26 protein-coding genes and 3 tRNA genes are annotated in these 25,415 nt (G+C 71.1%); 10 read left to right on the top strand and 19 right to left on the bottom strand.

Annotated elements, in window-relative coordinates; genetic code table 11:
• Positions 1-94 precede the first annotated feature (94 nt).
• The 3 genes from D1350_RS18540 (at position 95) to D1350_RS18530 (ending at position 2,690) form a co-directional block, all read left to right on the top strand.
• Entirely contained in the window at positions 95-1,234 is a 1,140-nt protein-coding gene (locus D1350_RS18540) for a zinc-dependent alcohol dehydrogenase (protein WP_125777527.1), read from the top strand.
• Between the two features lie 34 nt (positions 1,235-1,268).
• A complete protein-coding gene (locus D1350_RS18535; protein WP_125777526.1) occupies positions 1,269-1,844 on the top strand; it encodes a hypothetical protein in 576 nt (191 codons plus the stop codon).
• A 117-nt stretch (positions 1,845-1,961) separates the two neighbouring features.
• On the top strand, positions 1,962-2,690 hold the full coding sequence (locus D1350_RS18530; RefSeq protein ID WP_125777525.1) for a hypothetical protein: 729 nt from the start codon (positions 1,962-1,964) through the stop codon (positions 2,688-2,690).
• A 24-nt stretch (positions 2,691-2,714) separates the two neighbouring features.
• On the opposite strand, the gene D1350_RS18525 is transcribed toward D1350_RS18530, so the two are convergent.
• The 3 genes from D1350_RS18525 to D1350_RS18515 are packed head-to-tail and all read right to left on the bottom strand — an operon-like array spanning position 2,715 to position 5,286.
• On the bottom strand, positions 2,715-3,977 hold the full coding sequence (locus tag D1350_RS18525) for an arginine deiminase (RefSeq protein ID WP_125777524.1): 1,263 nt from the start codon (positions 3,975-3,977) through the stop codon (positions 2,715-2,717).
• 54 nt (positions 3,978-4,031) lie between these two features.
• Entirely contained in the window at positions 4,032-4,832 is an 801-nt protein-coding gene (locus D1350_RS18520) for a class I SAM-dependent DNA methyltransferase (RefSeq protein WP_125777523.1), read from the bottom strand.
• Positions 4,833-4,890: 58 nt separating this feature from the next.
• The gene (locus tag D1350_RS18515; protein ID WP_125777522.1) at positions 4,891-5,286 is read right to left on the bottom strand and encodes a MerR family transcriptional regulator; all 396 of its coding nucleotides are present in this window, start codon (positions 5,284-5,286) and stop codon (positions 4,891-4,893) included.
• 242 nt (positions 5,287-5,528) lie between these two features.
• Between D1350_RS18515 and D1350_RS18510 the strand changes: the two genes are divergently transcribed.
• Positions 5,529-7,058, top strand: coding sequence for a SulP family inorganic anion transporter (locus tag D1350_RS18510; protein ID WP_420807822.1), 1,530 nt, complete (start codon positions 5,529-5,531; stop codon positions 7,056-7,058).
• Between the two features lie 108 nt (positions 7,059-7,166).
• On the opposite strand, the gene D1350_RS18505 is transcribed toward D1350_RS18510, so the two are convergent.
• The 6 genes from D1350_RS18505 to rnhA all read right to left on the bottom strand — a co-directional run bounded on the left by D1350_RS18505 (position 7,167) and on the right by rnhA (position 13,873).
• The gene (locus tag D1350_RS18505; RefSeq protein ID WP_125777520.1) at positions 7,167-8,435 is read right to left on the bottom strand and encodes a hypothetical protein; all 1,269 of its coding nucleotides are present in this window, start codon (positions 8,433-8,435) and stop codon (positions 7,167-7,169) included.
• Between the two features lie 85 nt (positions 8,436-8,520).
• The gene (locus D1350_RS18500) at positions 8,521-9,141 is read right to left on the bottom strand and encodes a hypothetical protein (RefSeq protein WP_125777519.1); all 621 of its coding nucleotides are present in this window, start codon (positions 9,139-9,141) and stop codon (positions 8,521-8,523) included.
• Positions 9,138-10,322 carry a hypothetical protein gene (locus tag D1350_RS18495; RefSeq protein ID WP_125777518.1) on the bottom strand — a complete coding sequence of 395 codons (1,185 nt, stop codon included), beginning with the start codon at positions 10,320-10,322 and terminating at the stop codon, positions 9,138-9,140. Before D1350_RS18495 ends, D1350_RS18500 begins: the two co-directional genes overlap by 4 nt.
• Before the next feature lie 125 nt (positions 10,323-10,447).
• Positions 10,448-11,185, bottom strand: coding sequence for an ABC transporter ATP-binding protein (locus D1350_RS18490; RefSeq protein ID WP_164545226.1), 738 nt, complete (start codon positions 11,183-11,185; stop codon positions 10,448-10,450).
• A gap of 812 nt (positions 11,186-11,997) precedes the next feature.
• Positions 11,998-13,401: a dihydrolipoyl dehydrogenase gene (lpdA, locus tag D1350_RS18485; protein WP_125777516.1), complete on the bottom strand. Its 1,404-nt coding sequence runs from the start codon at positions 13,399-13,401 to the stop codon at positions 11,998-12,000.
• A gap of 52 nt (positions 13,402-13,453) precedes the next feature.
• Positions 13,454-13,873 (bottom strand): ribonuclease HI, encoded by a 420-nt coding sequence (rnhA, locus tag D1350_RS18480; protein ID WP_125777606.1) that lies wholly within the window; start codon positions 13,871-13,873, stop codon positions 13,454-13,456.
• A gap of 113 nt (positions 13,874-13,986) precedes the next feature.
• On the opposite strand from rnhA, the gene D1350_RS18475 reads away from it, so the two are divergent.
• Positions 13,987-14,598 (top strand): ribonuclease FAU-1 family protein, encoded by a 612-nt coding sequence (locus tag D1350_RS18475; RefSeq protein WP_125777515.1) that lies wholly within the window; start codon positions 13,987-13,989, stop codon positions 14,596-14,598.
• A gap of 25 nt (positions 14,599-14,623) precedes the next feature.
• Here D1350_RS18475 and D1350_RS18470 read toward each other — a convergent pair whose 3' ends face one another.
• The gene (locus D1350_RS18470; protein ID WP_125777514.1) at positions 14,624-15,466 is read right to left on the bottom strand and encodes an alpha/beta hydrolase; all 843 of its coding nucleotides are present in this window, start codon (positions 15,464-15,466) and stop codon (positions 14,624-14,626) included.
• 65 nt (positions 15,467-15,531) lie between these two features.
• On the opposite strand from D1350_RS18470, the gene D1350_RS18465 reads away from it, so the two are divergent.
• Positions 15,532-16,008, top strand: a complete 477-nt coding sequence (locus tag D1350_RS18465) for a MarR family winged helix-turn-helix transcriptional regulator (RefSeq protein ID WP_125777513.1) — start codon at positions 15,532-15,534, stop codon at positions 16,006-16,008.
• Between the two features lie 10 nt (positions 16,009-16,018).
• On the top strand, positions 16,019-16,882 hold the full coding sequence (locus D1350_RS18460) for an LLM class flavin-dependent oxidoreductase (RefSeq protein WP_125777512.1): 864 nt from the start codon (positions 16,019-16,021) through the stop codon (positions 16,880-16,882).
• Between the two features lie 70 nt (positions 16,883-16,952).
• On the opposite strand, the gene leuD is transcribed toward D1350_RS18460, so the two are convergent.
• The gene (leuD, locus tag D1350_RS18455; RefSeq protein WP_125777511.1) at positions 16,953-17,588 is read right to left on the bottom strand and encodes a 3-isopropylmalate dehydratase small subunit; all 636 of its coding nucleotides are present in this window, start codon (positions 17,586-17,588) and stop codon (positions 16,953-16,955) included.
• A gap of 13 nt (positions 17,589-17,601) precedes the next feature.
• The gene (gene leuC, locus D1350_RS18450; protein ID WP_125777510.1) at positions 17,602-19,068 is read right to left on the bottom strand and encodes a 3-isopropylmalate dehydratase large subunit; all 1,467 of its coding nucleotides are present in this window, start codon (positions 19,066-19,068) and stop codon (positions 17,602-17,604) included.
• A gap of 74 nt (positions 19,069-19,142) precedes the next feature.
• On the opposite strand from leuC, the gene D1350_RS18445 reads away from it, so the two are divergent.
• From D1350_RS18445 to D1350_RS18440, 3 genes are all read left to right on the top strand, one after another.
• On the top strand, positions 19,143-19,862 hold the full coding sequence (locus tag D1350_RS18445) for an IclR family transcriptional regulator (RefSeq protein ID WP_125777509.1): 720 nt from the start codon (positions 19,143-19,145) through the stop codon (positions 19,860-19,862).
• Positions 19,863-19,983: 121 nt separating this feature from the next.
• On the top strand, positions 19,984-20,154 hold the full coding sequence (locus tag D1350_RS23850) for a hypothetical protein (protein ID WP_164545225.1): 171 nt from the start codon (positions 19,984-19,986) through the stop codon (positions 20,152-20,154).
• Between the two features lie 19 nt (positions 20,155-20,173).
• Positions 20,174-20,908, top strand: coding sequence for a PH domain-containing protein (locus tag D1350_RS18440; RefSeq protein ID WP_125777508.1), 735 nt, complete (start codon positions 20,174-20,176; stop codon positions 20,906-20,908).
• 91 nt (positions 20,909-20,999) lie between these two features.
• On the opposite strand, the gene D1350_RS18435 is transcribed toward D1350_RS18440, so the two are convergent.
• From D1350_RS18435 to D1350_RS18405, 7 genes are all read right to left on the bottom strand, one after another.
• Positions 21,000-21,072: transfer RNA gene (locus D1350_RS18435), tRNA-Glu, on the bottom strand.
• A gap of 36 nt (positions 21,073-21,108) precedes the next feature.
• Positions 21,109-21,181 (bottom strand) — tRNA-Glu (locus D1350_RS18430).
• A 101-nt stretch (positions 21,182-21,282) separates the two neighbouring features.
• Positions 21,283-21,354 (bottom strand) — tRNA-Gln (locus D1350_RS18425).
• A 154-nt stretch (positions 21,355-21,508) separates the two neighbouring features.
• Positions 21,509-22,276: an HAD family hydrolase gene (locus tag D1350_RS18420; protein ID WP_125777507.1), complete on the bottom strand. Its 768-nt coding sequence runs from the start codon at positions 22,274-22,276 to the stop codon at positions 21,509-21,511.
• On the bottom strand, positions 22,273-23,196 hold the full coding sequence (locus tag D1350_RS18415; protein ID WP_125777506.1) for a CPBP family intramembrane glutamic endopeptidase: 924 nt from the start codon (positions 23,194-23,196) through the stop codon (positions 22,273-22,275). Before D1350_RS18415 ends, D1350_RS18420 begins: the two co-directional genes overlap by 4 nt.
• On the bottom strand, positions 23,193-24,689 hold the full coding sequence (gltX, locus tag D1350_RS18410; protein WP_206074599.1) for a glutamate--tRNA ligase: 1,497 nt from the start codon (positions 24,687-24,689) through the stop codon (positions 23,193-23,195). The genes D1350_RS18415 and gltX overlap by 4 nt, the downstream gene beginning before the upstream one ends.
• A gap of 124 nt (positions 24,690-24,813) precedes the next feature.
• Positions 24,814-25,347: a hypothetical protein gene (locus D1350_RS18405; protein WP_125777505.1), complete on the bottom strand. Its 534-nt coding sequence runs from the start codon at positions 25,345-25,347 to the stop codon at positions 24,814-24,816.
• Positions 25,348-25,415: the final 68 nt, after the last annotated feature.

Below are 25,415 nucleotides of genomic sequence, written 5' to 3'. Positions count from 1 at the left end.
CCTGGCGCGCTCTCCACGACGAGCCCCTGCGAGCGCCCGGCCGCGGTGTCAGCCTGGGGCGGTCGAACCTCCGCCAACCGTCGAGGGAGCCGCCGTGCACGCCATGGTCTACCGCGGGCCGTACCGGGTCCGCGTCGAGGAGAAGGACGCCCCTCGGATCGAGCACCCGAACGACGCGATCGTGCGGGTCGAGCTCGCGGCGATCTGCGGATCGGACCTGCACCTGTTCCACGGCCTGATGCCGGACACCCGGGTGGGCTCCACGTTCGGCCACGAGTTCATCGGCGTGGTCGAGGAGGTGGGGCCGTCCGTGCAGAACCTCCAGGTGGGCGACCGGGTGATGGTCCCGTTCAACATCTACTGCGGCTCGTGCTTCTTCTGCGCGCGGGGGCTCTACGCGAACTGCCACAACGTGAACCCGAACGCCACGGCCGTGGGCGGCATCTACGGCTACTCCCACACCACCGGCGGGTACGACGGCGGGCAGGCGCAGCTCGTGCGCGTGCCGTTCGCCGACGTGGGCCCCAGCAAGATCCCCGGCTGGATGGCCGACGAGGACGCCGTCCTCCTGACCGACGCCGTGGCCACGGGCTACTTCGGCGCGCAGCTCGGCAGCATCCACGAGGGCGACGTGGTCCTCGTGCTCGGCGCCGGCCCCGTGGGGCTCGTCGCGGCACGGTCCGCCTGGCTGATGGGCGCGGGCCGCGTCATCGTGATCGACCATCTCGAGTACCGCCTCGCCAAGGCCCGGGAGTTCGCCTTCGCGGAGACGTACAACTTCACCGAGCACGACGACATCGTGGTCCACGTCAAGAAGATCACCGACCACCTGGGGGCCGACGTCGTGATCGACGCCGTGGGCGCCGAGGCGGACGGCAACCTCCTCCAGCACGTCATCGCCGCCAAGCTGAAGCTCCAGGGCGGCTCCCCCGTCGCGCTGAACTGGGCCATCGACGCGGCCCGCAAGGGCGGCACCGTGTCCGTCATGGGCGCCTACGGACCCATGTTCAGCGCCGTGAAGTTCGGCGACGCGATGAACAAGGGGCTGACGCTCCGGATGAACCAGTGCCACGTGAAGCGGCAGTGGCCACGCCTGTTCGAGCACCTCCGCAACGGCCACCTGAGGCCGAGCGAGATCGTGACCCACCGGGTCCCGCTCGAGCACATCGCCGAGGGGTACCACATCTTCTCGGCCAAGCTCGACGGCTGCATCAAGCCGCTGGTCGTCCTCTGACCCTGTTCGCCCTCACGACCCGGAGGAGCCCCCCATGGCCTACACCAGAAACAAGCCGCCGCTGCCGGAGACGCCCGAGCAGCTCCGCGCGCGCATCCCCGGCTGGGGAGTCGACCTGGACCGGGCGGACCGCCCGGCCGTGCCGCGCGAGCGGTTCGACCCCGACGCGACGGGCGCCCACTGGGACGTCCCGGACCAGCAGCCCGAGCTGCGGCCGCGCGAGCGCTCCGTCGAGCACGCCCGGCTGACCCCGGTCTTCGGCACCGCCGTGCCGCTCAAGGGCGTCTCGGGGGCGATCCGCCGGTACTCCTACGCCCGGTTCAGCGAGGGCCGCGCCGCACACTGGCTGCTGCTGATCCTGGCCGACCGGGTCGACGTCGTCGAGAGCACCCTGAGCGCCCTCGTCGCCGGGCGTCCCGACAACCCCGTCGCGGAGACGGGGATCCGGAGCGAGCTCTCCCACCACGGCTGGTCGTCACGGGTGGGCCGGGGACGAGCCGACGTGGGCCACCTGGTGCTCGACCCCGTGGTCGTCGCGGCACCCTGGGTCGTGGGCGGCGCGGCCGTCGTCGTCGCGGTGCGTGCGGCGCTCCGCAGGCGCCGCGCCTGACCTCGCCACGGGCCAGGTCCCGCACCAGGACCACCGAGCGATACGCGGTCAATCGGGCGTATGTCCATGTCCTAGCATGCAGGACCAGGTGAACCTCCCCTGCCCGAAAGGACACCCATGCGTACCGCGCCCGTGGCGCTCGCGACCCTCCTGCTCCTCGCCCCGGCCTCCGCCGCCGTGGCGGCGCCCGGCGGCTCGGACGACCCGACGCCCTATACCGTGACGGCCCAAGGCCTCACGCTCCCCGACGGCGACACGTTCGCGAGCGGCGACCACGTCAACGTGAGGTTCACCGTCGACGGTGAGTCCCACCAGAAGAACCTGCACATCGAGGCCCTGAACAACCAGCCGTCGGCGAAGTACGTGGGCACGTCGTACCTCCCGTGGCAGGACCTGACCGGTACCGACGCGTACTGCATCACCTGGGTGCAGGTGGGCCCCTACAACGAGCACTTCGGCGAGGGCGGCCAGGAGCCGGTCTGCACCGAGGACGTGCCCGCGGACGCGCCCCCGGCCGGCGAGTCGCCGAAGCCGGACCCGAACGCGGCTCCGCCGAAGCCGGAGACGCCTGCGGGCGGCTCACCGTCCGAGAACCCCGCACCCCTCGCCTCGACGCCCGCCGCGCCCTCGGCGTCCGGCGCCTCGCCCTCGGCGAGCGGCTCGCCCGTGTCCGCCGCGGTCCCGAGCCCGTCGGCCTCGCCGGCCGTGGCCGAGGGCTCCGGCGGCCCGCTCGCCAGCACGGGCGCGACCGCCCTGCCGCTCCTGCTCGGCGCCGGCGCGCTGATCCTCGGGGGCGCGGCCCTCGTGGTGTTCCGCCTCCGCGCCCGCCGCGCCTCGGGCACGTAGCTCTCGGCCCGACGACGGCGGCCCTCAGACCGGGTCCCGCGCGATGGGGCAGGTCATGCAGTGCCCGCCGCCGCGGCCGCGGCCGAGCTCGGAGCCGTTGATCTCCAGGACCTCGATCCCCGCCTTGCGGAGCCGCCCGTTGGTGGTGGTGTTGCGGTCGTAGGTGAAGACGACGCCTGGCGAGACCGCGAGCGCGTTGTTGCCGCTGTCCCACTGCTGGCGCTCGGACTCGAACACGTCGCCGCCCGTCTCGACCAGGCGCAGGGAGTCGAGCCCGAGGGAGCGGGCCACGACGTCGACGAACGGCGTGCGACCCTCGTCGGTCACGTCGAGGCCGCCCGGCCCGTCGCCCGGACGGAGGGTGATCGCGTGGATCGACTCGACGATCCGCGGGTAGACCAGCGCGATGTCGACGTCGACGAAGGTCAGCACCGTGTCGAGGTGCATGGCCGACCGCAGCTTGGGCATCCCGGCCACCACGACGCGCTCCGCCGCCCCCTGGGCGAACAGGGCGGACGCGACCTGCGTGATCGCCTGCCGTGACGAGCGCTCGCTCATGCCCATGAGCACGGTGCCGTTGCCCACCGGCATGACGTCGCCGCCCTCGAGGGTCTCGAGGCCGTGGTCCTGCTCGGGGTCGCCCCACCAGATCTTGGAGCCGACGAACTCCGGGTGGAACTCGTAGACCGCCTTCATCAGCAGGGTCTCGTCGTGCCGGGCGGGCCAGAAGAGGGGGTTGAGCGTCACGCCGCCCTGGAGCCAGCAGGTGGTGTCGCGGGCGTAGAGCGTGTTGGGCAGCGGCGGCATGAGGTACTCGCGGTAGTCCGGCGAGTACTCGGCCAGCGCCCGGCCGCCGGACGGCAGCTCGGGGACGTCCTCCGTGGCGAGACCGCCTACCAGGTACTCGACGAGGGTCTCGGGCGGCAGGTCCTCGAGGAACTCCCGCGTCGCGTCGACCAGGTCCGCGCCCACGAGCCGGGGGACGATCTTCCGGTCGAGCAGCCAGTCCCGCGCGCCCGGCACCTGGACGGTCTCGGTGAGCAGCTCGTGGAGCTCCACCACCTCGGTGCCGCGCGCCCTCAGGTCCGCGACGAACTCCCCGTGGTGCTCGATCGCCTTGTCCACCCACAGGACGTCGTCGAACAGCAGGTCGTCCGAGGTGGTGGGCGTGAGGCGGCTGTGCGCGAGCCCCGGCCGGCACACGAGCACCTTGCGGAGGCGCCCCACCTCCGAGTACACCCCGTGGCCCGACGACGGCCGTCCGTTCTGCAGGTTCCCATGCGTCATGCGGTCCGGCATACCCCATTTGACCCCGTGCGGGTGACCGTAGCAACAGGTGGGTCAGGCCTTTTCCCAGACCGACACGTGCTTGCGACTCTCCGCGGTGAACGGCGACCGGTCCCAGCCCGCCCAGCGGTGCCGCAGGCGCATCCCCGCGAGCCTGGCCATGAGGTCCAGCTCCGAGGGCCACACGTACCGGAAGGGGATGGACCAGAACCGGCCGGCGCCCTCCGGGGAGACGCGCACGTGGTTGGAGGTGAAGTACTGCGTCACCACGTCGTACCGGTCGAAGCCCACGTAGCCGCCGCCCTCGCTGTCCGGGGCGACGGTGAACGGCACCGTGTCCTGGCCGGGCGGCAGGAGGCGGAGGTCGGGCACCCCCACCTCGACCACGAAGGTGCCACCCGGCGCGAGGTGTGCCGCCGCGTTGACGAAGCAGGCGGTCTGGCCCTCCTGCGTGACGACGTTGTTGATGGTGTTGAAGACGAGGTAGGCGAGCGTGAACTCGCCGGGCACCCGGGTCGTGGTCATGTCGCCGATCGTGACGGTGACCCGCTCCGCGCCCGGCTTGCCGGCGATCCGCGCGGCCATCGCCCGGGACAGCTCGATGCCGTGGACGGGCACGCCGCGTTCGGCGAGGGGTGCCGCGAGGCGGCCCGTGCCGACCGCAAGCTCGAGGGCCCGGCCCTTGCCGGCGAGGTCCGCGAGGACGCCCACGGTGCGGGCCACCACAGCCGGGTCGAACTCGCCGGTGTCGCCGTCGTAGTCATAGGCGATGCTCTCGGGGAACCAGCCGTCGGCCGGGTCGTCGGCTGTGCTGCCGCTGGAGTGCTGGGAGACGAGGTTCGCGTCGTTGGTCACCTGCTCGACGTTATGCCTGACGGGGGGCGGGGTCGCCCCATTATCCGGCCGACGCACGTCAGCGGGCGCGCAGGAGCTCGATCAGCTCGTCGGCCATGTCGAGCTTCCGGGCCAGGTCGGCGCGCCGCTCCTCGGCCCGGGAGATGTAGGAGTTCAGCCGCTTCCGGGTCTCCGCGGGGTCCGGGTCGCCCGTTGCGAGCCGGTCGACCAGGCTCAGCAGGTCGCTCATCTCCTCCAGCGTGAATCCCAGGGGCTTCATGCGGCGGATGAGCAGCAGCCGGGTCACGTCGGACTCCGTGTAGAGACGGAACCCGCCGTCGCTGCGGCCGGAGGGGCGCAGCAGCCCCACCTCGTCGTAGTGCCGCAGGGTGCGCAGCGACAGGCCGGTGCGTTCGGCCACGGCACCGATGTGCATGGTGCTCCCGCCGACGAGGGTCGCTTCGCGCTCGTTCATGGATGGATTCTCCCCCTGATGGTCGACGACCAACTCTACCCTCACGTTAGGGTAGGGTTTCGGGTGGCCCGCTCCCCTGCCTCCTGCTGTGCTGAGGAGCTGAGGTCACCCCTTTCTTCGCGCGCAGCGTGGCGTGCTCCCACCTGTCCGACCGGACCGGGCCGCCGGCCTGGTTCACGGGGCGCGCCGCGTCCCTCGACCCTGAACGGAACTGCCGCGTGTCCAACGAGCTGCGTGCCTCCCTGCCCGATCCCGCCCCCACCCCCCAGCCCGTCCGCGGTGCGCCGGAGGCCGACGAGTCCTTCTCCGTCCTCGCCGCCCTGAAGTCGCCGCGACGGCTGAAGACCGAGGTCCTCGCGGGCCTCGTCGTGGCCCTGGCGCTGATCCCCGAGGCGATCGCGTTCTCGATCATCGCCGGGGTGGACCCGCGGCTCGGGCTCTTCGCGTCCTTCACGATGGCCGTGTCGATCGCGTTCCTGGGCGGGCGGCCCGCCATGATCTCGGCGGCGACCGGCGCGATCGCGCTGGTGATCGCACCAGTGGTCCGCGACCACGGGGTGGACTACCTGATCGCCACGGTGATCCTCGGCGGCGTGGTGCAGGTGGTGCTCGGCGTGCTGGGTGTCGCCAGGCTGATGCGGTTCATCCCCCGCTCGGTCATGGTCGGCTTCGTCAACGCGCTGGCGATCCTCATCTTCCTGTCTCAGGTGCCGCATCTGATCGCCGTGCCGTGGATGGTCTACCCGATGGTCGCCGTCGGCATCGTCATCATGGTGCTCATGCCGCGCTGGACCACCGTGGTGCCCGCGCCGCTGGTCGCGATCGTGCTCCTGACGGCGGCCGCCGTCCTGGCGGCCATCAACGTGCCGACCGTGGGTGACGAGGGCGCACTCCCCGAGTCCCTGCCGGCGCTGCTGTTCCCCGACGTCCCGCTCACCCTCGAGACGTTGCAGATCATCGCCCCGTACGCCCTCGCCATGGCGCTGGTCGGGATCCTCGAGTCCCTGCTGACCGCCAAGCTCGTCGACGACGTCACCGACACCCACTCCAACAAGACCCGCGAGGCCTGGGGCCAGGGCGCGGCGAACATCATCACCGGTTTCTTCGGCGGCATGGGCGGCTGCGCCATGATCGGCCAGACCATGATCAACGTGAAGGCGTCCGGGGCACGGACCCGGATCTCCACGTTCCTGGCGGGCGTCTTCCTGCTGGTTCTGGTGGTGGGGCTCGGCGACGTGGTCGCGATCATGCCCATGGCGGCGCTCGTCGCGGTGATGATCATGGTCTCGGTCGGCACGTTCGACTGGCACTCGGTGCGCCCCGCGACGCTGCGGCGCATGCCCAAGTCCGAGACGGTCGTCATGCTCACGACGGTCGTGGTGACCGTGGCCACGCACAACCTGGCCTACGGCGTGATCGCCGGGGTGCTCGTCGCGATGGTCCTGTTCGCCCGGCGCGTCGCCCACTTCACGAGCGTCACGCGCCTGGACACGAGCGACGAGGACGGCCAGCGGGTGTACGCCGTGGAGGGCGAGCTGTTCTTCGCCTCGTCCAACGACCTCGTCTACCAGTTCGACTACGCCGGCGACCCGGACGACGTGGTCATCGACATGACGAACGCCCACGTCTGGGACGCCTCGACGGTGGCCACGCTCGACGCGATCCAGCACAAGTACGCGCTCAAGGGGAAGACGGTCACGATCGTCGGGATGAACCCGGACAGCGCGGAGCGCCACGGACGGCTCGCCGGGAACCTGGGCGCGGGGCACTGAGGCGCGGTTCGCCCGGGGCGGCCACCAGGTAGCCGTTCCCCGTTCGCCGCCACCCGGTAGCTGTTCCCCGTCAGAGCGCTCGGACGGGGAACAGCTACCTGGTGGGGACTACGACCTGTCCGACGGCGGCCAGCGGGTCGCCGCCCACAGCCGGCCGGCGGTCTCGTCGTCGGTCAGGAGCAGCACCTCGTCGCCGTCCGACGCGGCGGACACCGTGTGGTCCGCCCCCGCCTCGACCGGCACGGGGAGGCGCACCTCCCGCCAGGCGTCGCGGGGCCACGCGTTCTTCGGCGTCGCGCCGCCGGGCCCGGCGTCGGCCCACCACACGCCGTTCGTCTCGCGGTCGCTGGCGACCGCCAGGACGCCGTCGGCCACCACGTCGAGGTCCGCGACGTACGGGCTGCCGCCGTAGCGGTCGCTCAGCGCGCCGAAGGCGCCGACGTCGGCCCACTCGCCGTCCTGCGCTCGCGACCAGACGCCGAAGCCCTCGTCCCGTACGCCGGCGGCCAGGACGCCGTCGCCGTACCGGACCACGCGGTCCAGCGACCCGAAACCCTCCGGCTCGGGCACGCTCTGGCGCTGCCAGGTGCGCCCGTCGACGGAGACCCAGGCGAGCGGGACGCGCGGCACCCGGCCCTCCCGGCCTGCGGAGCCGACGACGGTCCAGCCCTCCCCGTCGTGCACGGCGTGGACCGCGAGGGTGTCGAGGTCGCCGGACGAGGTGAGCTCGGGGTCGTCGTCGACCAGGGTGAACTCCGTGCCGTCGGGCGACGTCCAGGCCGCGCCGCCCGACGTGCGGCCACCGGGGATCAGCCAGCCCTCCGGGCCGGGCGCGACGCCGTAGACCACCATGCCCTCGCTGCCGCCGTACAGGGTGATGGGCGCGGGGACGTCGACCCAGGGACCTGTGGGCGGGCCGTGGAACGTGGAGACGCGGGGGTTCCCGTGCGCGCCGCCCGATCGGGAGCCGACGGCGACGACTGTTTCGGGCTGGGCCGCTGTTCCCGGGCCGCCGCAGGCGACCGACGTGAGCGTCGCGAGCAGCGCCCAGAAGCCGGTGGCGTGGATCTCGACCGGCTCGAACGTGCGACCGTCGGCGCTGGTCCAGGCCGCGGGGTAGGGCTCGGCGGCGCCGCCCGGGGCGTCGTCGGGGAAGACGCCGCCCACCACGTACCAGCGCCCGTCGCAGACGGTGGCGTCGCGGAGGGCGACGCGGCCCGCCGGACCCGGCGGGGGTGGGAGGCCGATCTCCGACCAGCCGGGGTCGGCGGGGGGCGGGGCGGTCGGGACGCTCGGCTCAGCACGCGGCTCGCCGGTGCAGCCGGCGAGAGCGAGCACCGCGGCGAGGACGAGCGGGACGAGCGCGCGACGTCTCATGCAGGCCGAGTGTAGGGCTCGGCGTCGAGCACGAGCAGAGTCGGTGGAGCAGGGCCTGATCCAGCAGCAGGTCAAGAAGGGCTCCTCAGCGCGAACGACGATCACTCGCAGAACCGACGAGGGCGTAGAGCGCGGTCGCGGCGAGGACAGCGCTCACGGCGACCGCGACACGTGTTGCTCCGTGGTCCGGATGGACCACGATGTTCCACTGCCACGGCACCACCTTGGTCGTCGCCACCACGGCGAGGACGAGCGGCCCAAGGAGGCCTGCCAGCCGACCGACGGCCGCGACGGCCGTCAGCGACACCGACCACCAGATGGCCCCGACTGCGAGATACGCGGAGTCGACCGGCAACCCGGCGGGCAGGAACGGGACACTGGCCAGGGCGAGCACGACAGTACCTGCGAGGACCGCACATCCCCACGCCGCCCGTGCGATCCACAGGCGTCCAGGTGCTGTGCTGGACAACCACGCGATGCCGTCGTGGAACAGGAGGCTCGTCGCACCACCGGTGGCCGCCAGCGCGACGATGCCGAAGAGCTGCAGGTCGACGGACGGCTGCTCGATACCCGGTGCGATACGAGGCAGCGCCACATGGCACGACAAGGCCGTGGCGAACCAGAGGACGACCATGCTCGCGACCTGCCTGACCGAGACCCCGTGGCCGAGCGCCCATACCGTCACCACCGCTCGAGCACGGTTCATGGAAGGTCCGACATCGTCAGCGAACATGTCCGAACCTTCTCCGCGTGGGATTCCAGCCACTCGAGCCGGCGCTCCGGGTCGAGCGCCAGCATCCGGCCAGCACTCTCGACCACGACGCGGTAGTCGCCGGGTTCGAGGATCGTCGCCAGGACGGCGTCTCCGGGGAGCACCGGGCGGTCGACGGGGATGCCCAGCTCCAGCCGCCACCAGGTGAGAAGAGATGCCATCGCGAGTGGGTCACTACCGGCGGAGCACTCGGCGGCGAACAGGCCCTCGCCGAAGTTCACGAGCGTCGCGTCACGGTCCAAGCGGTTTGTCGGCGCGGTGGTCCCGCCGACCGGCTCGACGACGAGGCCAGAGTCCTCGGGCGCACGACCGGCGGCGAGGGACGTGCTGATCAGTGGCGGTGCCAGTGCCGGAGGAACCAGCGCCAGTCCTTGCCCCAGCACGTCGGCAAACCGGTTCAGCCCGGCGGCCCACGGTCTCGTCGTGCACGTCGTCGGTCCTTCGCCCACGCAGACCACGTCCGTGGCGCCCTCGATGGGCCGGAGCACCGGACCTTCGAGCATCCCGAACGACGTCGTGAGGCTCAGCGCCACAGCGAAGCCCGCCTGGAGCCTCCTGACACCCCCGAGAGCGCAGGCGAGTAGTACGACCATCGAGCTCCAGAAGATCGCCCGCAACACGACGCTCGTCGTCGACGGGGCGACCTCGATCCAGGACAGGCCTTGTGCCGCAGCCAGCCCCGACCACAGTGGTGGGTCCAGCGTCATCATCGGCGCGACGACCAGGCAGTAGGTCAGCGCCGGCGCGACGACCACGGCGACCAGGTGCCTGGTCCACCAACCGACCAGCGCACCCAGAAGAGCAAACGCGACACCTGCGATGACCGTGCCATACCACCACAGCACGCTGGTGCCCAGGCCCACCCACGGGTCGCCCCCCGCGGACATGGTCAGGACGACGCCCACGAGGAGCGATGCCGTCATGGACGTGGCAACCGACGAGGCGCAGGCAAGGACGACGTGACGCACCCTCTCCCATTGCGTACGGCTGCCCGCTGCAGCCCACTCGCGATGCCGGTCCTGCCGCTGGACCACGGTCAGCCAGGCACCGAGGCCTGCGCCCACCATGCTGAACACCATGGCGACGTCGGACCAGTACCCGACAGTCGCGGGCATCCATCCGACCCATTGCGGGGCGTCGACCGCCATCTTCACGACAGTGACGACGAAGGCGACCATCCCTGTCCCGAGTGCGAACGGCCATACCTTGCCGTAAGGGGACTGGACCGTTCCGCGCACTCTCATGCCGACACGTCTCCGAGCAGGGACCGCCGCAGCTCGCGCATCGCCGTCGCCGGTCCCTCGCCCGTCCCGGCGAGAACCTCGGCCACCGGCACCGATCGGACGATGCGCCCTCCGTCCAGTACGGCGATATGGTCCGCGACCGCCAGGACGTCCTCCATGAGATGGGTCGAGACGAGGACGGTCCGGTCGGGCGCCAGGCCGCGGACGCGGTCCAGGAAGTGGTCGCGCTGGTCGGGGTCCAGGCCGGCGGTCGGCTCGTCCAGCAGGAGGAACCGAGGCTCTCCGACAAGGGCGCAGGCGAGCGCGACTCGTCGGCGCTGTCCTCCGGAGAGCGTCCGCACACGGGCCCTCAGGTGGTCTCCGAGGTCGACGTCGCTCAGCGCGGTCATGGCGCTGGCGTGCTCGGTGCTTTTCGTCAGCCCGCGGAGCCAGGCCGCATAGCGCACCACGTCAAGAACGCGCGCGCTGCCCACGAACGGAGGGTCCTGCGGCATGAAACCCAGCGAACGGCGATAGGCCGTGAGCGCGCTATGCGAAACGAACGGGTCGACGCCGTCGACCCGCACCGTGCCGGCGTGCAGCCTGACCAGGCCGCTCAACGAACGGATCAGCGTCGTCTTGCCTGCGCCGTTCCGTCCCAGCAGTGCCGTCACGCCCGTGGGCAGCGACCCGTTCGCGCCGTCAAGAACAGCACGCCCGCCAAGGCGGACCTCCAGGTCCTGGAACTCGATCACCTGACGAAACCTACCTGGCGAGTGGTCGTCCGCCGCGGGGGGCGATGGGGGTCCGGTGGTGTGTCGAATCCCTCGGACACACCCAGACAGCCTGACCCTCTTCAACCGTTGACGTGAGCGGATGTGGGTGCCCCGGACAGGGCGGCAAGGGGGCGCCTTGCGTTGCCTCAATGCTGTGGTCCTGGATATGCGAGGCAAGAGCGGCGACCGCCTCGGAGAAGGGAGAACTGGCTGTGAAGTAGGCGGTCACCGTCTCCGTACCCGCGGTCAGCGTCACGGTGATCAGTTCAGGAGAAAGAAACCCTTGTCGGGTGGGAACGTAGTCGGAGGGAGCAACGGACAGGATCGTCCAGTGAACAGCCGGGTGGTGCAGGCGATCCACGATCGCCTGCACCACCGAGCGCACCTCGTGAAAGTCAGGATGCATAATCCTCGTTCGTCAGCTGGATGTGCCCCGCGAAGGTGAGTGCTGAAGTGCCACCGGGACCGACATTGTGGCGCCAGGTGATGTAGTCCTGGAAATCGACGTGGTTCCGAGCGTAGACCGGCGCCATCGTGCCGTGCGGATGGTAGCTCGGCGCAACAATGTGACCCGTATTCGAAGGCATGCGGGTGCCGTTCCGCCACCAGGCCAGGCCGCGCTCGTTAATCGTCGAGTTCGCCCCGCCCCAGGCCGGGTGGCGGTGGCACAGGGCCAACAGCCATCTCGGTTGACATCAACCACCCAGGACGCAAGAAGGCCCGGAACCGCGAGATTCCGCGGTTCCGGGCCCCTGGCCAGGCGCTTCGGCCGGACGAGCCGACCAGAGCGATCAGAAGTTGATCATGTGCCCCGCGATGCCGTGGATCGTCTCCTGCACCGACTCCGACAGCGTCGGGTGCGTGTGCACGTTGCGGGCCATCTCGTCGGCCGTGAGGTCCCACTTCTGCGCGAGCGTGAGCTCCGGCAGCAGCTCGGAGACGTCCGGGCCGATCATGTGCGCGCCGAGGATCTCGTTGTACTTGGCGTCGGCGACGAGCTTGACGAACCCGGTCGTGTCGCCGAGGCCGTGCGCCTTGCCGTTGGCCATCGTCGGGAAGGACGACACCTTGACGTCGTAGCCCTCGTCGCGCGCCTGCTGCTCGGTGAGGCCGAAGGACGCGACCTGCGGGGAGCAGAAGGTGGCTCGCGGCATCATGCGGTAGTCGCCCAGCGTCATGGTCTCGGCGCCGGCGATGGTCTCCGCGGCGACGACGCCCTGCGCCTCCGCGACGTGCGCCAGCATGAGCTTGGCGGTGACGTCGCCGATGGAGAAGATGTGCGGCACGTTGGTGCGCATGTGGTCGTCGATCGCGATGGCGCCGCGGTCGGTGAGCTGCACGCCCGCTGCCTCGAGGCCGATGTTCTCGACGTTCGGGGCGAAGCCGATGGCCATGAGGACCTTGTCGACCTCGATCGAGCCGGCCTTGCCGTCCTTGACGCCGGTGTAGCTCACGGACACGGACGAGCCGTTGTCCTTGACCGTCTCCACCTTGGTGGACGTGAGGATCGGCACGCCCATCTTCTTGTACTGCTTCGCGATCTCCTTGGAGACGTCCGCGTCCTCGTTCGGCAGGGCACGGTCGAGGAACTCGATGATCGTGACGTCCACGCCGTAGTTCTTCAGGACGTACGCGAACTCCATGCCGATCGCGCCTGCGCCGACGATGGCGATGGAGCGCGGCAGGTCGCGCGTCATGATCTGCGTCTCGTAGGTCACGACGTTGTCGGACAGCTCGACGCCCGGCAGCAGGCGCACCTTGGAGCCGGTCGCGATGATCGCGTTGTCGAAGGTCACCGTCTCGGTGCTGCCGTTGTTCAGCGCGACCTCGAGGGTGTTCGCGTCACGGAAGGTGCCGCGGCCGTCGTACTCCGTGATCTTGTTCTTCTTCATCAGGAAGTGGACGCCCTTGACGCGGCCCTCGGCCACGACCCGCGAGCGGTCCCACGCCTTGCCGAAGTCGAACGTGACATCACCCGACATGCCGAAGAGGTCCGCCTGGTGCGTGAAGATGTGCGACAGCTCGGCGTTGCGCAGGAGCGCCTTGGAGGGGATGCACCCGACGTTGAGGCACACACCTCCCCAGTACTTCTCCTCGATGATCGCAACGGACTTGCCGAGCTGGGCCGCGCGGATGGCGGCGACGTAGCCGCCGGGGCCCGCTCCGAGGAGCACGACGTCGTAGTGGGAAGCCATGGGTCTCAGCCTATTCGCCCCGGCAAACCCTCGGCGCGTGATGTGCGTCGCACTACCTCACCGTGTCGACGCCCTTGTTCGCCAGCACGTCCGCCCGCTCGTTGCCCGGGTCGCCCGCGTGGCCCTTGACCCACACCCATCGGACCACGTGCTTCGCCACCTCGGCGTCCAGCGCCTGCCACAGGTCCACGTTCTTCACGGGCTGCTTGCCCGCGGTCTTCCAGCCGTTGCGCTTCCAGCCCAGGATCCACGTCTTCATGCCGTTCATGACGTACGACGAGTCCACATGGATCGTGACCTCGCTCGGCTGCTTGAGCGCGCGCAGCGCCTCCACCACAGCCGTGAGCTCCATGCGGTTGTTCGTGGTCACGGCCTCGCCGCCGAACAGCTCCTTCTCGTGCTCGCCGGCGCGCAGCAGCGCGCCCCAGCCACCGAGGCCGGGGTTGCCCTTGCAGGCGCCGTCGGTCCACATCTCCACCACAGGTCGGGTCTCCGTCACGGTGCTCACCGTAACCGGGCGGGCCGACGTCGGCCGCGGCCTGGGCACGACCCCGTCCGCGACGCGGTGTGCGTTACCGTCCCGGCATGGTCTTCGAACGGGGTCAGACAGTGGTGCGGCGCGAGATCCTCCGGGGCGAGGTCTGGTTCGCGTCGCCCCAGATCTGCGTGCACGACGACGGCGACCTCCTCGTCACGTACACGCCGGAAGGGACGCCGTTCGGCTTCCCGCAGGAGGGCCGGTTCCCGGCGGGCCGCCACCCGTGGGAGGCCGCCGGGCGCCAAAGTTGGACCGGCCACGGATGCCTCGACCTCCAGTGGACCGGGGTGGAGCACGCGATCTTCCTCTTCTGGTCGGGACCGGAGCGCCAGTTCCGCACGTGGTACTTCAACCTGCAGGACGCCCCGCGTCGCACGCCGATCGGGTTCGACACCCTGGACCACGAGCTGGACCTCGTGCTCCCGGTCGACGCCGAGACGTACCGCTGGAAGGACGTCGAGGAGTTCGCGGCGGTGGGCGAGCTGCGCTACCCGGGACGGTCTGCCGAGATTCAGGCGGAGGGAGACCGCATCGCCGGGCTGCTCGACGCCGGCAAGCGCTGGTGGGACGAGGCCTGGGCCGACTGGACGCCCGACCCCTCCTGGACGGCCCGCGAGCTCCCGGCAGACTGGGCGACGACCCCCTTCGAGGCTCGGTAGCCCCGCAATCCGGGGCACCCGCCTCTCACCGGGCGACCGCCCGCGCCAGGAAGGCCGAGGCGCTCTCGAGGGCGCGCGCCGCCGTCGGCTCGGAGCCGTGGTGGTGCTGGAAGACGTGCGCCTGGCCCGCGTAGACCTCGAGGAGCACGTCGACGTCCGCCGCGGCGGCGCGGGCCGCGAGCCGGGTCGAGTCGTCGAGCAGCACCTCGTACGTCCCGACCTGGAGCAGCAGCGGCGGAAGGCCCGAAAGGTCGGCGAGCAGCGGGCTGGCGAGCGGCTGGTCGGCGTCGGCTCCCGCGAGGTACGTGGCGGCATAGTCGACGATGTCCGAGGCGTCGAAGACCGGGTCCACCGCCTCCTTGCCGGTCAGGCTGGCGCCGCTCGCGGTGAGGTCGAACCAGCCCGAGAACGCGGCGACGGCCGCGGGTAGCGGCAGCCCGCGGTCCCGGGCGGCGACGACGGTCGCGAGCGCCAGCCCCGCCCCTGCCGAGTCCCCCGCCAGGACCACACGCGCGGGGTCGCGCTCGGTGACGAGCGCCTCGTAGGCGGCCAGGGCGTCGGCGACGGCTGCCGGGTACGGGTGCTCGGGAGCGAGGCGGTAGTCGAGCACGACGGCGTTCAGCGCGGCACCTGCGGCGAGGCGGGCGGCGAGCGGCAACCCCGTGCGCGCCGAGCCGATCGTGTACCCGCCGCCGTGGAGGTAGAGCAGGGTTCCGGCGGGAGCGGCCGCGCCGCGGCCGGGAAGCCGGACGTCGAGCGCGGGGACGCCGCCGAGCGTCGTCTCCGTGGCGCGCACGCCCGCGGGCAGCGGCAGGTCGCCGAACGTCTCGTAGAAGGTCCGGAGGTCGGTGAGCGCGGCGTGGTCCATGAGGTCCTTCCGGGTGGAAGATAGGTTCCATGGAATCCAATAAAGATTCCGTGGAATCTATTCCGATGCGCACTCAGCACCCACGGACCGACGCCGGACGGCTCTTCGACGACCTCGTGCGCGTCGAGGTCCGCCTCTACACGGCCGTCGACGCGCGCCTGCGGGAGCAGCACGGCTCCGGACTCGGTCGGTTCGACCTGCTCCGCGTGGTCGCCGAGGTGCCGGGCTGCCGGGTGTCCGACGTCGTCCGCGTGCTCGCCATCACCGTCGGGGCGGCGAGCAAGGGGGTCGACCGGCAGGAACGCGACGGGCTGGTGCGCCGCACGGTCGACCCATCGGACCGGCGCTCGTCGTTCCTCTCTCTCACGCCCGAGGGAGCGGCGCTGCTCGACGCGATGCGCCCCACCTACGCGGCGGCCGTGCGGGACCTGCTCGGCGGTGCGGGACTGCCCGAGCGGGACCTCGCCACGGTGGCCACCAGCTTGGCCCTGCTGCGTGCGCATCTGGAGGGTGGGCCCGCGAATGTCAGAGGTCGCGCGTAGCGTCGAGGCCATGAGATTCGGATTCGTCAGCAGCTTCGGCACGCCCGAACAGCACGTCGCGCTCGCTCGCGAGTGCGAGGAGCACGGCTGGGACGGCTTCTTCTTCTGGGACGGGGTGGACCTGGGTGACTGGGGCGGCGGCGGTGTCGCCACCTGGGACCCGTTCAGCATCCTCACCGCCGCCGCGAGGGTGACCGAGCGGATCACGCTGGGTGCGCTCGTCTTCGCCTTCCCTCGGCACCGGCCCTGGGAGCTCGCGCAGCGCGTGCTCACCGTGGACCACCTCTCCGGCGGGCGGCTCGTGCTGCCCGTGGGCCTGGGCGTCCTGGACGACCACGCGTTCAAGTCCGTCGCGGAGCAGGAGAAGGGCCTGCGCGAGCGCGCAGAGCTCCTCGACGACATGCTCGCCTACCTCGCGGAGTCGTGGTCGGGCGAGCGGTTCGCGTTCGACGGCACGCACCTGCACACCGGAGACTTCCGCTTCCCGGTCGCGCCCGTGAACGGCCGCGTCCCCGTGTGGCCCGTCGCGGCCTGGCCCAGCGAGAAGTCGATGAGCCGGGCGGCCCGGTGGGACGGCGTCGTGCCGCAGCTCCGTAGCACCACCACCACGGCGGCCGAGACCCCGCTCGGAGCCCAGGACGTGGCCGACCTCGTCGCCTGGGCGCGCGAGCGCCGGGCTGCCGCAGGCACGGAAGCCCCGTGGGACGTCGTCACGCAGGGGATCCTGCCGGACGACCCCGGCGAGGCAGCCGCGCACGCGTCGGCTCTGGCCGAGGCGGGCGCCACGTGGTGGGTCGAGTCGCGGTGGGACCCGGCGACGGCGACGCCGGAGTCGCTGCTGGAGAGGGTCCGGCAGGGCCCGCCCGCGCTGTAGGACGAGAAGCGCCGGGACAGCCGGCGCACGATCGGCGTCAACTGTCCCGGCGTCGTCGGCCGGCGGGTGCTCAGACCGGGCGCGCCGCCTCGATCGGCACGCTCGGCAGGTGCTTCGCCGGCAGGGTCTTCGGCCGCCACGACTCACGCGTCGCCTCGAAGGCGGTGATGTCGGCCTCGTTCGTCAGCGTCAGGCCGATGTCGTCCAGGCCCTCCATGAGGCGCCAGCGGGTGTAGTCGTCGATCTGGAAGGGCACCGTGACGTCGTCGGCCGTGGCGGTCTTGGCCTCGAGGTCGACGGTGACCTCGGTACCCGGCTTGGTCTCCAGGATCTTCCAGAGGAGCTCGATGTCCTCGGGCGAGACGATGCCCGTCACGAGGCCCTGCTTGCCCGAGTTCCCGCGGAAGATGTCGGCGAACCGCGACGACAGCACCACGCGGAAGCCGTAGTCCTTGAGCGCCCAGACGGCGTGCTCACGGGACGAGCCGGTGCCGAAGTCGGGCCCGGCCACGAGCACGGAGCCGTTGCGGTACGCGTCCTGGTTGAGCACGAACGAGGGGTCACCGCGCCAGGCCGCGAAGAGCGCGTCCTCGAAGCCGGTCCGGGTCACGCGCTTGAGGTACACCGCCGGGATGATCTGGTCGGTGTCGACGTTGCTGCGGCGCAGCGGGACGCCGACGCCGGTGTGGGTGTGGATCTTCTCCATCGCAGTCTCCGAATCAGATGCCGGCCGGGACGGGCAGCGGGGACCCGTCGAAGGTGGTGATGTCGACGTCGTAGGGCAGGTCGAGGTCCGAGACGGACGACAGCGTGCCGCGGATCGCCGTCGCGGCCGCCACGAGCGGGGACACGAGGTGCGTGCGCCCGCCCTTGCCCTGGCGACCCTCGAAGTTGCGGTTCGACGTGGAGGCCGACCGCTCCCCCGGCGCGAGCTGGTCAGGGTTCATGCCCAGGCACATGGAACAGCCGGCGTTGCGCCACTCGGCGCCGAAGTCCTTGAAGATCACGTCGAGGCCCTCGGCCTCGGCCTGCAGGCGCACGCGCGCCGACGACGGGACCACCAGCACGCGGACGCTGTCCGCCTTCTTGCGGCCCTTGACGACCTTGGCGACGGAGCGCAGGTCCTCGATGCGGCCGTTGGTGCACGACCCGATGAACACCGTGTCGACGGCGACCTCGCGCAGCGGCTTGCCGGGCTCGAGGCCCATGTACTCGAGCGCCCGCTCGGCGGTGACGCGCTCGTTCTCGTCGGCGATCTCGGACGGCACCGGCACGGAGGCGGACAGGGGCAGGCCCTGGCCGGGGTTGGTGCCCCAGGTGACGAACGGCTCCAGGTCGGCGGCGTCGAGCACCACCTCGGCGTCGAACTCGGCGTCGTCGTCGCTGCGCAGCGTCTTCCAGTACTCGACGGCCGCGTCCCAGTCCTCGCCCTCGGGCGCGTGCGGGCGGCCCTTGAGGTACTCGAACGTGGTCTCGTCCGGGGCGATCATGCCGGCGCGGGCGCCGGCCTCGATCGACATGTTGCAGATCGTCATCCGCGCCTCCATGGAGAGCGTGCGGATGGCCTCGCCGCGGTACTCGAGCACGTAGCCCTGACCGCCACCGGTCCCGATCTTCGCGATGATCGCCAGGATGATGTCCTTCGACGTCGCGCCCGCGGGCAGCTCACCGTCCACGGTGATCGCCATCGTCCTGAACGGCGCGAGGGGCAGCGTCTGGGTGGCGAGGACGTGCTCCACCTCGGACGTGCCGATGCCGAAGGCCAGCGCACCGAACGCACCGTGCGTGGACGTGTGCGAGTCGCCGCAGACCACCGTCAGGCCGGGCATCGTGAGCCCGAGCTGCGGTCCCACCTGGTGGACGATGCCCTGGTCCGCGTCACCGAGGGAGTGCAGGCGGACGCCGAACTCCTTGGCGTTGGCGCGCAGGGTGTCGATCTGCGTGCGGCTCGTGAGGTCCGCGATCGGCAGGTCGATGTCCAGCGTGGGGGTGTTGTGGTCCTCGGTCGCGATCGTGAGGTCGGGCCGACGGACCGGGCGTCCCGCGAGCCGGAGGCCCTCGAACGCCTGGGGGCTGGTCACCTCGTGGACGAGGTGCAGGTCGATGTAGAGAAGGTCCGGCGATCCGTTCTCGCCACGGCGCACCAGATGCGCCTCCCAGACCTTCTCCGCCAGCGTGCCGGCCATGCGGGTTGCCTCCTCAGTAGTGAACTTTCCGTGCCGACTTGCAATCTCACGTTACGAGACGGCAATATCGAGGTATGGACGATACTAGCGGAGTCGGCGTGCTGGACAAGGCCGCGTCCGTTCTGGGGGCTCTCGAAGCCGGCCCCGCCACCCTCGCGCAGCTCGTGACCTCGACGGGCCTCGCCCGCCCGACGGCTCACCGACTGGCAGTGGCACTGGAACATCACCGCATGGTGGCACGCGACATGCAGGGCAGGTTCGTGCTGGGCCCACGGCTGAACGAGCTCGCCACCGCGGCGGGCGAGGACCGCCTGCTGGCCGCAGCGAACCCGGTGCTCGTGGCGCTGCGCGACCACACCGGCGAGAGCGCGCAGCTCTACCGCCGACAGGGCGACCATCGCGTCTGCGTGGCCGCTGCCGAACGCCCCGTGGGACTCCGCGACTCGATCCCGGTGGGTGCCACGCTCACCATGCACGCGGGCTCGGCGGCCCAGATCCTCCTCGCCTGGGAGGAGCCGGACCGCCTGCACCGCGGCCTGCGCGAGGCCGTCTTCACGGCCACGATCCTGTCCGGCGTCCGACGGCGCGGCTGGGCACAGTCCGTCTCAGAACGTGAGCTGGGCGTCGCCTCGGTGTCCGCGCCGGTGCGTGGCCCGTCGGGTCGTGTCGTCGCTGCCGTCTGCGTCTCCGGGCCTGTCGAGCGCCTCTCGCGCCAGCCCGGCCGGCTCCACGCCGGCGCAGTCGTCGCGGCCGCGAACAAGCTCACCGAGGTCCTGCACCGCGCGGGCGAGTAGCGCACGAAGGTGCGGCACGCCGAGGCTGGTGGTTCCCCGGTGACGGGTCCGGAAAGTACGCTTTCGCATGGACGTGCCTCCCGACCGGGGAGGCAACCACGTAGCGACCGTGAGGACTCCGATGCCGCCGAAGGTGAAGACAGCCCTGACCTGGGTGGTCGTGATCTTCTTGCTCTACGCGATCATCACGAACCCCGAGGGATCCGCCGAGGTCGTCCGTGCGATCTGGGAAGTCATCGTGAGCGCCTTCGCGGGCTTCGGTCAGTTCTTCGCCAGCCTCGTGCAGATCTGAGCTGCGCGCGGGAGTCACCGTGAGCGACGCGTCGGACATCCTCTTCCAGAACCGCTCCCTCTTCCGATACGTCGGACCGAAGGAGAAGGTGGTCTTCGCCACGCACCGGCACTGGGCGTGCCTCTGGAAACCGCTCCTCATCGCGGCCGGGACGTTCGTCTTCGTGCTCTCGGCCACGATGAGCGTCCCGGAGCTGTCGTGGCTGTGGCTCGGGTTCGTCGCGGCCGCCGGCAACCTGCTGTGGCGGTGGCTCGAGTGGCGCGCCGAGTGGTTCGTGGTGACGAACCTGCAGATCCGCCTCATCTCGGGGATCGTCGGCACCACCGTCCGCACCATGCCGACGAAGTCCGTGACGGACTTCCGGTTCAGCCGCCCCCCGCACGGGATGCTGCTCGGCTTCGGGTCGTTCCGCTTCGAGTCCGCAGGTCAGGACCAGGAGCTGAGCCTGATCGACTACATCCCCGAGCCGGACGCGCGCTACCACCAGCTCACGTCGACGTTCTTCCCGGAGCCCAAGAAGGAAGAGCCGAAGCCGGGTCCGAGCATCGTCGTGGTCCCCGGCGGGCACCCGATGACCTCGCCCGGTCCGCCGCCGCCCACCCAGCAGATCCCCGTGGTCTCACCAGCCGACGGCGCCGGTGGGCACGGCGGCCCGCCCGTTCCGCCGCCGGGGCTCCCGGCCCATCGCTACGAGCCGGGTGCGCGGCGTCCCGAGCCGTTCATCGAGGGCGGCCGCGACCCGAAGCTGGGCTGAGGCCACGGCTGGGCTGACGCCCCCGAACCGGCACGAGGCCCCGGAAACGACACGAGGCCCGATCCAGATGGACCGGGCCTCGAAAGTTGTGTACCCCCAGCGGGATTCGAACCCGCGCTACCGCCGTGAGAGGGCGGCGTCCTAGGCCACTAGACGATGGGGGCCAGGATGGTCTACCAGCCAAGGCTGGTGGACCTGCGTACCCCCAGCGGGATTTGAACCCGCGCTACCGCCGTGAGAGGGCGGCGTCCTAGGCCGCTAGACGATGGGGGCCTGAGACTCGTCAGACCCTCGCGGGTCGTTCGTGCCGTGAGAACTCTACTGCATCCTGCGCGGCATTCCTGCCGCTACGAGACGTGATGTAGAGCGCTGCGCTGGGGTACCAGGACTCGAACCTAGACTAAGTGAACCAGAATCACTCGTGCTGCCAATTACACCATACCCCATGGGGGTAAGCCCCTGACCGGTTTTTCCGGGGGCCTCACCGACGGGAAACACTACCCGACGTGGGGCGAGGTGCCAAAACGGAACCAGGTGCCGTGGGTCACGCCCCCCGTGAGACGGTGCTTCCGGGCCTCGCTGCGGCCCTGACGCGGCGCGCTACCGCAGGTCCAGGACGCCCGGCAGGGCGTCCAGCGAGGCGATGACCTCCACACCCTGCTCCCGGAGCATGTCGGGGTCCTGCGCCCGGTCCTCGTCGGCCCCAGGGCCGCCGTAGCCGGCGCCGCGGCGGTGCGCCGGGCGATCCAGCCAGACGCCCACCAGCCCGGCCCGCCGGGCCGCCGCAGCGTCGACGTGCGGCTCGTCGCCCACGTACGCCGTCCGGCCGGGAGCGGTCCCCAGAAGGTCCGCCGCCTCGAGGAAGACGCGCGGGTCGGGCTTGCCGAAGCCGAGGGTGTCCACCCCCACGAGCACGGGGAGGTCGGGCAGCCCGGCCGCCGCCAGCTTGCGGACCTGCAGGTCCACCGCCGCGTTCGTCAGCACGCCGACCCGGACCCCTGCGGCGACCAGCCGGTCGACGGCGGCGCGGGCGTCCGGGTGGGCCGTCCACGACCGCTCGAACGTGCCCCAGAACACGGCGTCCCACTCGTCGAAGTCCGCCCGGGTGAGCGGCGGCCCGCCGAACGTCCGGTGCAGCAGCACCGCGCGGTCGTAGCGCTGGGTCGCGAGGTCCGTCTCGCCGCGGGTGTACCGGCGGTAGTGCCCGCCCGGGTCGGTGCGCCAGTGCGAGAGCAGGTCCGCCTCGCGATCGACGGGCAGGTCGGGGAGGTACCGGGCGCGGATCGCCGCGAGGGCCTGGGCGAAGGCGGCCTTGGTGTCGACGAGGGTGTCGTCCACGTCGAACAGGACGCCGTCCACGCGGCTCATGCGGGCACCTCGGTCTGCGGCCGGCGTCGCCGGGCCCACAGCAGGACGACGCCGGCCGTGACCACCGTCGACCCGATGCTGATGGCGGCGTCGACCGCCGGCACCTCGGTGATCAGCAGCGACTCCGCCATCGTGCCGGACGCGATGGCCCAGCCGAAGGCGAGCAGGTTGTTCACCACGTGGAGCCCGATGGCGCACTCCAGTCCGCCCGTACGCCACACCAGCACGCTCGCGAGCAGGCCGAAGATCAGCCGGTCCGCGAACAGCCAGCCGCTCTGCGTGCCGTGTGCCAGCGCGAACAGCGTGGCCGAGACGACCATCGGCAGCAGGATCGCGAGCCACCGTGAGCGGCACCAGCTGCCGATCGCCTGGCTCAGCCAGCCACGGAAGAAGTACTCCTCGCCCGCCGCCTGGAGCGGCGTGGTGAGCAGGATGACGACGGAGAGTCCGAGCCACGCCGGCTCCGGGTCCAGCTCCCAGCCCTCGAGCGGCCCGGGCGCCACGGCGTCGATCACCAGGTCGACGCCGAAGCTCAGCACGCCGAGCAGCAGCAGCGCCAGGGCGGCGGAGCCCAGCACGAGCGGCCACCGCAGACGGCCCGTCACGGACGAGACCCTGCCCGGCCGCGACCGCTGCGCCCACGTGGCGAGCAGCGCCACGGGGATGCCGAGAGCGAGGAAGAGGTTGTTGACCAGCATGCCGACCGGCGAGGCGAACCAGGCGTCGTCCACCGTCGCGAGGCCCGGGATGCCGATGACGCCCGTAGCCTCGAGCACCACCCCCACGATCACCGCGACCAGTGCCAGCCCGACGAGGAGCGCGCCGAAGCCCACCACCACGCTCAGGCCGACGAGAGGCCGCCACCACCGGTACCACTGCCCCCGCAGAGCCTGCGGGTGGACGAGCCCGCCGGACGTCACCCGGCGCTCGCCGGCGCGTCAACCCCAGCCGAACCAGCCGTCTCGGCTCCTTCAGCGGTCTCGGCCGACGCCGCGAGGCGCGCCAGCGCCGCGTCGACACGAGCCAGCGTCCGCTCGCGGCCGAGAAGCTCCAGCGACTCGAACAGCGGCAGACCCACGGTGCGGCCGGTGACGGCGACACGGACGGGCGCCTGCGCCTTGCCGAGCTTGAGGCCGTGCTTCTCCCCCACCACGGTGACGGTGTCCTTGAGGGTCTCCGCCTCCCAGGCGGCGTCCACGAGCACGGCCCGGACGTCGGCGAGCAGCTCGGCCGCGCCTACCTTCATCGCCTTGTTCCACGACTGCTCGTCGACGACCGGCTCGTCGAGGAACAGGAAGTCCACGTTGGCCGTGATCTCGGACAGCACCGCCACGCGCGTCTGCGCCAGCGGCGCCACTGCCGCGAAGACGGCCGGGTCGTACGACGCCTCGTCCCACGGCGCGAAGGGCGCGTGCAGCCACGGGTCGCAGGCCGCCGTGAACTCGTCGACGGGCAGCGCGCGGATGTACTCGCCGTTGAAGGCCGTGAGCTTCTTGATGTCGAAGAACGCCGAGGCGGAGTTGACGTCCTCGAGGCGGAACCGGCGGATCAGCTCCTCGAACGGCAGGATCTCCTCGTCGTTGCCCGGCGCCCAGCCCAGCAGCATGAGGTAGTTGACCATCGCGGCCGGGAGGATGCCGTCGGCGAGGTAGTCCTCGAGCGCCACCTTGTCACGGCGCTTCGACAGCTTCTGGCGCTTCTCGTTGACGATGACCGGAAGGTGCGCCCACACGGGCGGGGTGGCGCCGAGCGCCTCCCACAGGAGCTGCTGCTTGGGCGTGTTCGGGAGGTGCTCCTCGCCGCGGACCACGTGCGTGATGCGCTCGTCGACGTCGTCCACGACGTTCGCGAGGAGGAAGACCGGCGAGCCGTCGCCGCGCGCGATGACGAAGTCCTCGAGCGTGGAGTTCGGGAACACCGGGTTGCCGCGGATCAGGTCCACGACGTGGGTCTCGCCCTCGTCGGGGGTGCGGAAACGCAAGGCACGACCCTCGGCGTGCTCCAGGCCGCGCTCGCGGCAGAACCCGTCGTAGCCCGTCTGCTGGTTGCCGGTGCGCGCCACCAGGACGTCGCGTGTGCAGTCGCAGTAGTACGCCTTGCCGTCGGCGAAGAGCCGCTCGGCGGCAGCCCTCTGGACGCCCGCGTTCTCCGACTGGAAGTACGGCCCCTCGAACGTGGCGTCGGCCTTGGTGATCCCGAGCGCCTCCATCGCCGACAGGATGCCGTCGACCCACTCCGGCTGGTTGCGGGACGCGTCGGTGTCCTCGATGCGCAGCACGAAGATGCCGCCCTGCTGCTTGGCCGTCGCCCAGTTGAACAGCGCGGAGCGGGCGCCGCCGACGTGGAAGATGCCGGTGGGCGACGGGGCGAAGCGGACGCGGATCGGCGCGGAGCCGGGAGCAGGGAAGGTCACGCCCCCAGCCTACCGACCCGCCACGGCGCCGCCCGGCCCTGGCGACCAGGTAGCTGTTCCCCGTCCTGGGTTCATAGGGGGAACAGCTACCTGGTCGCCAGGGCCGCGCATCAACCACGCCGCATCACCCGTTGTGCCGGGTGGGTTCGCTCCCGATCGCCCGGAGGGCGGCCTCGGCAATCCCCGCCTGGCGGGTGCGCTCGTAGTCCTCGTCCTCGAGGACGTCGGTGGCGAATCCCGCGCCGGCGTCCTTCGTGTCGATCCACCTGAGGAGCCGCGGCCCGACGCCGACGATCAGCCACCCGGGCAGCGCCACCAACGCGGTGCTCGGCAATGGACCGAGCCCTCCCGAGAGGGCACTCAGGCACGCGGCGCCTCCGAGGAGGATCACCGCCGACCCGGAGGAGACGATCAGCATCTTCGTGGCCGCTCCCTCGAGCTGCTGGGCAAGGGCCTCACCCAGGAGTGCGGCGACAAGAACGATCGCGGTCAGCGGACCGCTGAACAGCACCCAGCCGATCATCAGCCCCATCGGCCAGACGTCGTCCTCGACGCCCGCTCCCGGCGTCGGACGCCACGTGAGGATCGAGATGAACGGCCCGGCGACCACAGAGACGATGGTCGACACCAGGCAGGCGATCAGGTACTTCCTCCGCATGCGGCTCATAGTCTCAGCACGGCGCTGGCGACCAGGTAGCTGTTCCCCGTCCTGGGTTCATAGGGGGA

This window comes from Antribacter gilvus, assembly GCF_003946865.1.
In the GTDB taxonomy this organism is placed as follows: domain Bacteria; phylum Actinomycetota; class Actinomycetes; order Actinomycetales; family Cellulomonadaceae; genus Antribacter; species Antribacter gilvus.
Note: the sequence above shows the minus strand (reverse complement) of the source record. Positions and strands in the feature narration are given on the sequence as shown.

What these genes read in the sequence shown, in the direction of transcription:
- D1350_RS18470 (WP_125777514.1), bottom strand. Translation starts at nt 15,466, where the DNA reads ATGGACCACGCCGCGCTCACCGACCTCCGGACCTTCTACGAGACGTTC.
- D1350_RS18495 (WP_125777518.1), bottom strand. Translation starts at nt 10,322, where the DNA reads ATGCCCGCGACTGTCGGGTACTGGTCCGACGTCGCCATGGTGTTCAGC.
- D1350_RS18500 (WP_125777519.1), bottom strand. Translation starts at nt 9,141, where the DNA reads ATGAACCGTGCTCGAGCGGTGGTGACGGTATGGGCGCTCGGCCACGGG.
- D1350_RS18460 (WP_125777512.1), top strand. Translation starts at nt 16,019, where the DNA reads ATGAGATTCGGATTCGTCAGCAGCTTCGGCACGCCCGAACAGCACGTC.
- D1350_RS18420 (WP_125777507.1), bottom strand. Translation starts at nt 22,276, where the DNA reads ATGAGCCGCGTGGACGGCGTCCTGTTCGACGTGGACGACACCCTCGTC.
- D1350_RS18535 (WP_125777526.1), top strand. Translation starts at nt 1,269, where the DNA reads ATGGCCTACACCAGAAACAAGCCGCCGCTGCCGGAGACGCCCGAGCAG.
- rnhA (WP_125777606.1), bottom strand. Translation starts at nt 13,873, where the DNA reads ATGTGGACCGACGGCGCCTGCAAGGGCAACCCCGGCCTCGGTGGCTGG.
- leuC (WP_125777510.1), bottom strand. Translation starts at nt 19,068, where the DNA reads ATGGCCGGCACGCTGGCGGAGAAGGTCTGGGAGGCGCATCTGGTGCGC.
- D1350_RS18505 (WP_125777520.1), bottom strand. Translation starts at nt 8,435, where the DNA reads ATGAGACGTCGCGCGCTCGTCCCGCTCGTCCTCGCCGCGGTGCTCGCT.
- D1350_RS18475 (WP_125777515.1), top strand. Translation starts at nt 13,987, where the DNA reads ATGGTCTTCGAACGGGGTCAGACAGTGGTGCGGCGCGAGATCCTCCGG.
- lpdA (WP_125777516.1), bottom strand. Translation starts at nt 13,401, where the DNA reads ATGGCTTCCCACTACGACGTCGTGCTCCTCGGAGCGGGCCCCGGCGGC.
- D1350_RS18525 (WP_125777524.1), bottom strand. Translation starts at nt 3,977, where the DNA reads ATGACGCATGGGAACCTGCAGAACGGACGGCCGTCGTCGGGCCACGGG.
- D1350_RS18530 (WP_125777525.1), top strand. Translation starts at nt 1,962, where the DNA reads ATGCGTACCGCGCCCGTGGCGCTCGCGACCCTCCTGCTCCTCGCCCCG.
- leuD (WP_125777511.1), bottom strand. Translation starts at nt 17,588, where the DNA reads ATGGAGAAGATCCACACCCACACCGGCGTCGGCGTCCCGCTGCGCCGC.
- D1350_RS18515 (WP_125777522.1), bottom strand. Translation starts at nt 5,286, where the DNA reads ATGAACGAGCGCGAAGCGACCCTCGTCGGCGGGAGCACCATGCACATC.
- D1350_RS18445 (WP_125777509.1), top strand. Translation starts at nt 19,143, where the DNA reads ATGGACGATACTAGCGGAGTCGGCGTGCTGGACAAGGCCGCGTCCGTT.
- D1350_RS23850 (WP_164545225.1), top strand. Translation starts at nt 19,984, where the DNA reads ATGCCGCCGAAGGTGAAGACAGCCCTGACCTGGGTGGTCGTGATCTTC.
- D1350_RS18405 (WP_125777505.1), bottom strand. Translation starts at nt 25,347, where the DNA reads ATGCGGAGGAAGTACCTGATCGCCTGCCTGGTGTCGACCATCGTCTCT.
- D1350_RS18465 (WP_125777513.1), top strand. Translation starts at nt 15,532, where the DNA reads ATGCGCACTCAGCACCCACGGACCGACGCCGGACGGCTCTTCGACGAC.